The 8,032-nt window shown below is 44.9% G+C and carries 9 protein-coding genes; 7 read left to right on the top strand and 2 right to left on the bottom strand.

Going from position 1 to position 8,032, the window contains the following annotated elements:
• A partial coding sequence (locus tag PX484_RS06035) for a zinc ribbon domain-containing protein (RefSeq protein ID WP_288103146.1) occupies positions 1–261 on the top strand: 261 nt, incomplete at its 5' end.
• A 180-nt stretch (positions 262–441) separates the two neighbouring features.
• Entirely contained in the window at positions 442–864 is a 423-nt protein-coding gene (locus PX484_RS06030; protein WP_002761229.1) for a SufE family protein, read from the top strand.
• Positions 865–868: 4 nt separating this feature from the next.
• Here the strand turns inward: PX484_RS06030 and PX484_RS06025 are convergent, their stop codons facing one another.
• Positions 869–1,420 (bottom strand): ferric uptake regulation protein, encoded by a 552-nt coding sequence (locus tag PX484_RS06025; RefSeq protein ID WP_002737956.1) that lies wholly within the window; start codon positions 1,418–1,420, stop codon positions 869–871.
• 105 nt (positions 1,421–1,525) lie between these two features.
• On the opposite strand from PX484_RS06025, the gene PX484_RS06020 reads away from it, so the two are divergent.
• On the top strand, positions 1,526–2,791 hold the full coding sequence (locus tag PX484_RS06020) for a DnaJ domain-containing protein (RefSeq protein WP_002801640.1): 1,266 nt from the start codon (positions 1,526–1,528) through the stop codon (positions 2,789–2,791).
• Here PX484_RS06020 and PX484_RS06015 read toward each other — a convergent pair.
• Entirely contained in the window at positions 2,744–3,358 is a 615-nt protein-coding gene (locus PX484_RS06015) for a molybdenum cofactor guanylyltransferase (protein WP_287664369.1), read from the bottom strand. The two genes, PX484_RS06020 and PX484_RS06015, sit on opposite strands and share 48 nt — an antisense overlap.
• Before the next feature lie 179 nt (positions 3,359–3,537).
• Here PX484_RS06015 and PX484_RS06010 point away from each other — a divergent pair, with 179 nt between their 5' ends.
• The 4 genes from PX484_RS06010 (at position 3,538) to PX484_RS05995 (ending at position 7,822) form a co-directional block, all read left to right on the top strand.
• Positions 3,538–4,677, top strand: coding sequence for a DegT/DnrJ/EryC1/StrS family aminotransferase (locus tag PX484_RS06010; RefSeq protein ID WP_287767649.1), 1,140 nt, complete (start codon positions 3,538–3,540; stop codon positions 4,675–4,677).
• Positions 4,678–4,714: 37 nt separating this feature from the next.
• The gene (gene crtB / locus PX484_RS06005; protein ID WP_287767652.1) at positions 4,715–5,620 is read left to right on the top strand and encodes a cyanoexosortase B; all 906 of its coding nucleotides are present in this window, start codon (positions 4,715–4,717) and stop codon (positions 5,618–5,620) included.
• Entirely contained in the window at positions 5,613–6,359 is a 747-nt protein-coding gene (locus tag PX484_RS06000) for a cyanoexosortase B system-associated protein (RefSeq protein ID WP_287767654.1), read from the top strand. Before crtB ends, PX484_RS06000 begins: the two co-directional genes overlap by 8 nt.
• A 236-nt stretch (positions 6,360–6,595) precedes the next feature.
• On the top strand, positions 6,596–7,822 hold the full coding sequence (locus tag PX484_RS05995) for a polysaccharide biosynthesis/export family protein (protein ID WP_287664360.1): 1,227 nt from the start codon (positions 6,596–6,598) through the stop codon (positions 7,820–7,822).
• Positions 7,823–8,032 lie beyond the last annotated feature (210 nt).

The following is an 8,032-nucleotide window of genomic DNA, read 5'->3' as shown; positions in this document are numbered from 1 at the left end:
GAAATAGATAGATGGTTTCCTAGCTCTAAAAGGTGTAGTAATTGCGGGTATATTGCTGAGAAAATGCCGTTAAATGTTCGAGAATGGGATTGTCCAGACTGTGGGACTCACCATGACCGAGATATTAACGCCAGTAAAAACATTTTGGCCGCAGGGCTTGCGGTGTCAGTCTGTAGAGCGACCATAAGACCAGAACAGAGTAAATCTGTTAAGGCAGGTGCGAAAAATCCTTCGGGAAAGAAGCAGAAACCCAAATCGTGAGGTTTGGGAATCGCCGTCCGTTTACGGAGGCGAGGATGTCAATGATGCCAATTCTAGCAGATAGCCTCGAGGCGCTCTGACCAAGGTAGCCCTGGCAGCGATAACCACAGCGCGCAACTTCCGCAAGAATGCTAATATAAAAAAGCTATTGGCTAATTTTTTCCTATTTTAACTCGCAATATGCTCCCGTCTAATCTCGATCGCATCGTCGAACGCCTCAAACGCCGTACCGATCCTAAGCAAAAATACGAACAATTACTAGCTTTTGCTAAAAAACTAGAACCAATACCAGAATCTGCCAAAATACCCGCTAATAAAGTTCATGGCTGTGTATCCCAAGTTTATATCACTGCCGACCTCGAAAATGGCCAGGTTTGGTACAAAGGGGATTCCGACGCGCAATTAGTCAAGGGTTTAGTTGCTTTGTTAATCGAGGGTTTCAATGGACTGACTCCCACGGAAATCCTGCAAGTCACCCCGGATTTTATCGAAGAAACCGGCTTAAAAGTCAGTCTTACCCCTTCCCGCGCCAACGGATTTTATAATATTTTCCAATTAATGCAGAAAAAAGCTCTCGGTTTTCAGTTGGGAATGTCCGCTTAGATACCTAGTTTTCTGGTTCCGGTTCCTTTGATTCGGGAATCTCGCAGTTTTGGAAACGAGTATCCACCAGCGAACGCGTACAGCCCCAATTACTCGGTATTCCCGACGGCCAACCCATCCGCAAAGCTTCCGGACAGATGGCCATCACCGTTAACTGACAGTCAATTAACTGAAAACCCTCTTTCTCACACTGTTTGAGACTGTGTTTGAGAATAGAATCATTGTTAAATTCGATGGTTTTATTGCACTGAATACAGACCAAATGATGATGGTGGTGGGGATAGGGTTGATTGAGTTCGTAGTGTTTATGACCTTCGGCCAATTCCAACTCCCGCAAAATCCCCATCCGCGACATTAGTTTAACACTGCGGTAAATTGTCGATAAACTAATTCCTTCCCCCCGTTTGTCCAGTAATTCCTGCAATTCCTCAGCACTGAGATGATTGCCTTTCGGTAAATTCTGGAAAACGTGCAGAATTTTCTCTCGCTGGGGAGTTAAGCGCCACCCCCGCGCGTTGAGTTCCGCTTTCAGGGAGGAAGCAGTGTAGGCAGACATAAGCGATCAACTCTCAATAAAAGCTATTTAATTGACAATGATAGTCGTTTCGGCGAGCCATTGGCAACAATTTTAAGTAGTTGAAAATTCCCCCAGCATTCGAGTATGAAAAATTACTATGAAGTCCTCCAAATTCCCCGTAATGCCAGTAATAATCAAATAAAAGCCGCTTTTCGTCGTCTGGCCCGGCAATATCACCCCGATTATAATCCCGATGATCCGGAGGCAGTGACAAAATTTCGGGAAATTGAACAAGCTTATCGGGTTTTGAGCGATAAAGAGAAAAGAAAAGAGTATGATCGCAGTTTATCCCCGGAAATACCCACTTTTCACCCCAGTGCCGAGGATTTTTATCAGCAGGGATGGCGCTACGCTCAAGAGAAAAATTATCAACTAGCGATCGCATTTTACCAGCAAGCGCTCGCAATTAATCCGCAATTTTGGCAGGCCTATCTGCAACGGGCGGAAGTTTACTACTATAATCAGCAGGATCGGCAAGTTTTGAGCGATTGTCGCCAAGTTTTGCAGTTAAAACCCGATTGTTCCCAAGCTTACTATTACCTCGGTTTATCCCGTCAACGACTCGGTTACACCCAATCCTCCCTAGAAGCTTATGGCAAAGCAATCGCTATTGACCCAAATAATCCCCAATTCTATTATCAAAGAGGATTAGCTTTAGAGGAACTCTCGGAACTGCCGGCAGCACGAAAAGATTTCCAAATAGCGGCCAATAAATTTAAGCAACAGGGAAATTTTCGCCGCTATCATGCCATTGCAAATAAATTAAGAGACCCTCAGAAAAGTTATCGACAACGGCAATCAATCAAGTGGTCAAAAACTCTTTTTATTGTTTTTGATTTGCTGAAAATCTCTTTTTCATCTTTGCTCAAACCCAAGACCGGTCTAGCAGAGGCTTTTTTAAAGTTCAACCGTAATCAGGCTTTAGCTACGGGTGTATTGGCAGCAATCATCAGCAGTTTTTTCATCGCTTTGACTTGGCAAAACTGGACAGTTAAATCCGAGTTTTTACTGTTACTAGGCTGGGCAGTATTTCCTTTTATTATTCTGACTTTATCTAGTTGGTTGGGCAGAAAATTAAGTAATAAATATGGTAGTCTCACCGGCGATATATTTTTAGCTGGCCTGATAATTTTGCCCTTTTCCCTCGTCATTTTGCTCACTTCCTATTTATCCATAAATGGCGATATTATCGGCGCAATTATCGGTGTAACCGGCGGTTATCTAACCGGAATGCTCTACTATGGTTATCGCCATTTATCCAATATTTCTTCGCCGATCTCTTTACTTTTACTCCCTTTTGTGCTAGGTTTTCTTACGGTTAATATCTGGGGAGTTTATTATTATCTCTAAATCTTCTGGGGTATTACAGTTAAATAAAATCTCGGAATTATCGATAATTAATTCCTCCACCACAGAGACATTTAACCATTTTTGAAAAGAAGTTCCCCCTTGCTGAATATAAGTCTGCAAAGATTCTAAACAACGACGATGATAGAAACCACAGAGAGGTTCCCAACGCTCACCGCACCGGGGAACCAAAGCGATGGCATTTTCTGGTACAGTGGCTAATAATCTTGACCATCCTTGAATAATTGGGGGTGTTAGTAAAGGTAAATCGCAAGGGAGCAATAAAACCCAATCGGTTGATACAAAAGTTAATCCCAAGGCAAAGGCCAATAAAGGACCCCTAGTGGGGAGAGGTTCCTTGATTATCCGGCAGCATTGGGGAATGATAAGTTCATAAGGTTCTGGCCAAGGCGTAATCACAGACACCTGTACTGCACAATCTTGGGCAATTAAACAAGTATTCTCTAGAAAAGAGAGACCCTGAAAAGATAACAAAGCTTTATCTCGTCCCATACGAGAACTTTGGCCACCGGCCAAAATTAACGCAGTTAAAGCAGTAAAATCACTCATAATCACCAGTTCTAAAGGATAAACCACAGAGGCACAAAGAACACAAAGAAAAAGACAGACTCGATCAGTGAAGACTATCTATCAGATAAAGGACAAGAGAGCCTACTAATCTAGCCAACTTGCTCAAATCCATGCTAGTCTCTTGATAATTAATAATATCTTCATAACATAAGCACTAGATGAATTCCAATTTAATCAAAGTTCCCTTTGTCGATTTGACTTGGCAAAATCAGCCCCTACAAGCAAAAATTACCGAGGCCATCCAAACAGTTATCGACCGGGGAGATTTTGTTTTAGGTCAAGCTTTAGCCGAATTTGAAACCGCCTTCGCCCAAGCTTGCGGAGTCGAGTATGCTGTGGGAGTAGCTTCCGGCACTGCCGCTCTTGCCCTTGCTTTACAAGCTTACGGCATCGGTGCCGGGGATGAAGTGCTAGTCCCCGCTAATACCTTTGTCGCTACCCTCATGGGTGTTATTCAAGCGGGAGCCAAACCGATTTTAGTTGATTGTCACCTCGATACGGCCCTAATTGACCTTGCGGCGGCCGCCCAAAAAATTACCCCCAAAACCCGCGCCATTCTACCCGTACACCTGTACGGACAGATGGTATCACCCCAACAATTACAGGATTTTGCCCGCAGCTATAATCTGATTATCTTTGAAGATGCAGCCCAGGCCCATTTAGCCAGTAGAGAAGGTTATCGCGCCGGCAGTGTCGGTGTGGCGGCGGGGTTTAGTTTTTATCCCAGTAAAAATTTGGGTGCTTTTGGCAATGGCGGAATGTTAGTGAGCAATGATCCTGAAATTAGCCAAAAAGCCCGCAGTTTAAGAAATTATGGCGCACCGAGCAAGTATTTCCACACCGATATCGGCACTAATAGCCGTTTAGATAGCATACAAGCCGCCATTTTAAACATTAAATTACCCCATCTGGAAAGTTGGAATCGCTCCCGTCATCGAGCGGCAAGACAATACGACCGGCTTTTGGCTCCTTTAGCCGATAAGGGCATTTTACCCATACGAGACGAAACCGAAACCGGTCATGTCTATCATCTCTACGTTATTCGCATTCTCCCCCATTGTCCCGTTGAGCGCCAACAACTACAAGAACAATTAACTGCCGTCGGTATTCAAACCGGCATTCATTATCCGATTCCCTGTCATCTGCAACCGGCCTATCGCTACCTGGGTTATCAACAGGGAGGCTTTCCTAATGCAGAGATTCTCTGTGAAGAAATTGTCTCTCTCCCCATGTACCCCGGTATCAGGGAGGAGCAAATTGAAATGGTTGTTGAACAGATTACTGCGATCATCGGGTAACATAAATTCAGAATTTGTCACTAAATCGCTCTGTCCTATGGGTATTAGTCCTTCCCTATCCCCCGTCTCCCAGAAAAATTGGCAATCTTGGCTGATTATCGCTTTCTTGGCGGTTATCTACGGTCCGGTGATCTTTCATTGGTACGACGGTTGGCTGAATAAATCGATCAGCATCGAACACGAATACTTTAGCCACGGCTTGATCGGCCTTCCCTACGCCGCCTATATTGTCTGGCAGAATCGTAAAAAATGGCAGCGCCTCGAAGATCGCTCCCATCCCCTCGGAGCGTTTTTGTTAACCCTAGGAGCGATTTTTTATCTCCTCGGTTCCTCCCTTTGGGTTAGTATATCTTTTCCGATTATTTTAGCGGGCATCTGTCTCTGGTTAAAAGGAACGGAAGGTTTTAAATTACAGGGATTTCCCCTACTTTTAACAGCTTTAGCGACTCCTAATCCTATCCCCTACCTGATCACTCCCTATACCCTACCCCTACAGGTTTTTATTGCCGCTTGCGCCGGTTTTATTCTTCAGCAAGCGGGCTTAGATGTCTCCGTTGACGGTATCTATGTAGCGGTAGAAGGTAGGATGGTGGAGGTCGCCCCCTACTGTGCGGGGCTGAAAATGTTATTTACCAGTCTTTACGTCACGCTGCTGCTGCTCCATTGGACAGATACCATCGAAAACGGTCGTAAAACCCGCTTTATGCTCCTCAGTGCCTTTGGAATTAGTGTCGGGGCTAATATCGTTCGTAACTCGCTTTTAGCCTGGTTTCACGGCACAGGACAAGAGGCAAACTTTAAATTACTCCACGATAGCTGGGGGGGTGATTTATACTCCGTCTTTATGTTATTACTGATCCTTTTGGTCTTCCAAATCATGCAGTATCGGGACGCAGCCAAGAAACAGTCCCTAGCTCAAGAGGAAGGTAACAAAGGTGATTAGTCAAAAAATTCCAGCCGAGGTAACTTTAGTGTTAGATAAAATCAAAAAAAAGCTACCGGGTAATTATCTACTCCTGTTGTGCCTGCTGCTGCTATTGATTTTAGGGGGTATCTTGCCCAATTTAATTTCTGGCCATTGGTCTTGGGTGGAGCAACCGAGAATCGGTAATATGCAGAAAATGCAGGCCTTACAAAAATCGGGAATCGAGTTCTCTGACCTGAAAACCATCGACCAGAGCCAAGTAGAAATCGGTGAGGGAAAATGGTCGGTACAAGTGGTGGAAACTCCTGAAGGCAAGAGGATCACCGTGCTTTTAAAGCCACAGATATACTATAAAAATCAACCAGGATTAGAATGGTCGGATATCAGTTCGATTAGTCGTTGGAATCAGGGGGAAACAACCGAGCTATCAATTCCCACCCGGTCGGGAGGAAAGGCCACGGCTCGATTCTATCGGGCTTGGACACAAAACACCTTTGCCGTGGTGCAGTGGTATGCTTGGCTAGGTGGTGGTCATTACGATTCCTCTGTTTGGTATTGGCTTGACCAATGGGCGCAATTAAAAAGACAGAGAGTACCCTGGATAGCCGTTTCCTTAGTGATTCCCTTAGAACCGACGAAAGAACTGCAAACTCTCACTCCCTTTGCTCTCAATCTCGCCAAGGAAGTTCAAAGTAACTTAGAACAAAATGTCTTAAGTCAATTAACTTCTCTCCCTGAGTCTAAAAAAGAAAAGTAGTTTTTCTGCTCCTAACCATCTCTTTAAAAAAAACTAGCTCAAGGCACTTTTCTAGCCCTTAATAGCTTCTTTGTTCCTCTCCCACTAGGTATAGCCATTTCAGATAAGTCTGATACAATCTAGACCAGTGAAACCCTTATGAACTCTGGCATTGATATTCTCAATCTTAATTGAAATGACTATAACTCCCAGAAAATAAATTATCATCGTCAGAACCCAAAAATTGACAGATCTGTATGATTCCACCAACGCTCAACAAGTTTTTGCCAGTTAGTTTATTGAGAACCGGGGCCATAGCCCTATCAGGGTTGGGTCTGACAGGGTTCTTGTGGATAATTGACTCCGAGAGCCTCAAGGCCCAGGGTCCTTTGTCCATACCCCAGACTCAACCGGGGGCCGGGTTGGAATTTTTGCCCCCCCAACCCCCTAATCCCACCTTTCCTGAAAACACGATTCCCCCCGCTGGCTACAGTCCACCGGGTTACTCTCCCAATAATCGCCAATTCCGACAAATTCAGTCCTATCGACTCGATATCGGCGATCAAATTACTGTCTCGGTTCCCGATTTTCCCGAATTTAATTCCTCAAGTCCTGTGGATCCCGATGGTAATTTTCTGGTGCCGATTTTAGGGCGTATTCCCGTGTTGGGCTTGACTTTAGACGAAGTGCAAACTAAAATCCGCCTGGAATTGGGGCGAAAATACTTGCGGGAGGAACCAGAAGTCATTGCCTTTCTAACCGGTCCGCGTCCCGTCCAGTTAACCATTCTGGGAGAGGTACAGCGACCGGGGTTTTATAGTGTTGCTCCTAATACTCCCCTAGCGCAGGTACTTTTGGCCGCGGGTGGCGGCACCCCCAGAGCCGATCTGCGTTCGATCGTTGTCCGTCGGGTTTTAGTCGATGGTACAGTATTAGAGGAGAAACTTGACCTTTATACTCCCTTAATTAAAGGGGAACGCTTGCCAGATCTGCGTCTGCAAGGGGGCGATGCCGTGATTGTTTCCAAGTTAGAAGTGGGCCAAGAGACGGGATATAATGGCACATTGGTGGCGAGAACCACCCTCGCCCAGCAGAATATCACGATCAGGGTTTTAGCTCCCTTAGTTCCTTCGGGAATTGCCCTGAGAAATGTTTCGATTCCTAATGGCAGTACCTTCCTCGATGTGGTGGCTAGTTTACCGGTTTCCGATCGCCTGCGGATTAATGTCAATGAAGTGTCTCTGCTCCGTTTTGATAGTGCCAAAGGGGGAATTGTTAGTCAAACTTTGAGTCCGATAGCGGCAGTTAGAGGAGATATCTCGCAAAATGTTCCCTTAGAAGATCAGGACGTAATTATCGTTACCCGCACCCTATTAGGGGAAATTTTCGCCGCTTTTAATATTATTACCCAACCCATCCGGGATATTACGAGTTTTACCAATACAATTCTCAACCTTAGCAATCAATTCGATAACTTCCGATAATTGAGGGGCAACTCGCTCCCTTCACTCCTGAACACAACTTCATAGTCTAGGATTTCAAGGGAGAGAATAACTCTTGACCGCTAAAATGTAAAGAATCTGGGAATACATTAAAAAGCTATGGCTCTACCAATTGTTAAACGATTTCTCATCTCGCTAGATCAGAACAAATTTGTGGGAATATTCGTCTTCCTCGTCTGTTTAGGCGGTTCT

The organism is Microcystis sp. M49636_WE2, assembly GCF_030065375.1.
Classification (GTDB): domain Bacteria; phylum Cyanobacteriota; class Cyanobacteriia; order Cyanobacteriales; family Microcystaceae; genus Microcystis; species Microcystis aeruginosa_C.
This window is presented reverse-complemented; position numbering and strand designations above follow the sequence as displayed.